The sequence below is a fragment of the Vibrio sp. 10N.222.48.A3 genome (assembly GCF_041475345.1).
GTDB classification, from domain to species: Bacteria; Pseudomonadota; Gammaproteobacteria; order Enterobacterales; family Vibrionaceae; genus Vibrio; species Vibrio tasmaniensis_A.
In genome coordinates this window covers 1-639 of sequence record NZ_JBFRVX010001017.1, presented here as the reverse complement: position 1 = coordinate 639, position 639 = coordinate 1, and the positions used below count along the sequence as shown (strand labels likewise).

The 639-nt window shown below is 38.7% G+C and carries 2 protein-coding genes; both read right to left on the bottom strand.

The genetic code is table 11. The annotated features are described in order from the left end of the window. On the bottom strand, window positions 1-125 hold a 125-nt coding region (locus tag AB4653_RS23115), incomplete at its 3' end, for a PTS transporter subunit IIC (protein WP_372105417.1). Window positions 126-135: 10 nt separating this feature from the next. Further along, the gene (locus AB4653_RS23110) at window positions 136-405 is read right to left on the bottom strand and encodes a PTS sugar transporter subunit IIB (protein ID WP_009845707.1); all 270 of its coding nucleotides are present in this window, start codon (window positions 403-405) and stop codon (window positions 136-138) included. Window positions 406-639: the final 234 nt, after the last annotated feature.

The following is a 639-nucleotide window of genomic DNA, read 5'->3' as shown; positions in this document are numbered from 1 at the left end:
ATTGTGCCTTTTAGAATGGTGGAAATATCAGCTTTCTGTGCAACAAGGCCAATGAAAGCAATTAAGCCTACCATGATTGCTGGCTCTTTTAATAAGCCGAGCATGAATTCGAAAAAGTTCTGCATAATTTTGACCTTACATGAAAGTTTTTAGTTGTTCTTCGATTGATGCTTTGTCAAAAATATTTTTAAGGCTGATTATGTTCTCTTTTCCGCCTTCTTTCAGTTGGTTTGCAACGTCTGTCGCTGCTACCCAAATATCCGCGTTGCTTGATGCAGCTGATGACAGATCTTCGTGATCAACTTCCGCTTCGAAACCGATTTTTTTAGCCACTTCTTTCACTGCCATTTCCATCATTAGTGAAGTACCAAGGCCGTTACCGCAAACTACAAGAATCTTTTTCATAATATTTGTCTCAATTGGATTTTAGGGGTTGAGAAACTGCGTTCTCTTATTGTGCGGGAGCATAGTAATGGAAATATTGAGATTTCAATAAGATCTCCATCACAAAGCTAAAATGAGATTGTGACGGAGGTCTCGCTTGTGTGTGGTAAAGATCCAGAGTGAGACTTTGATCAAATTTAACTTTTCACACGAATATGCAACGTATCTATTGAGAAAGGTTGGGGGGAATGTATT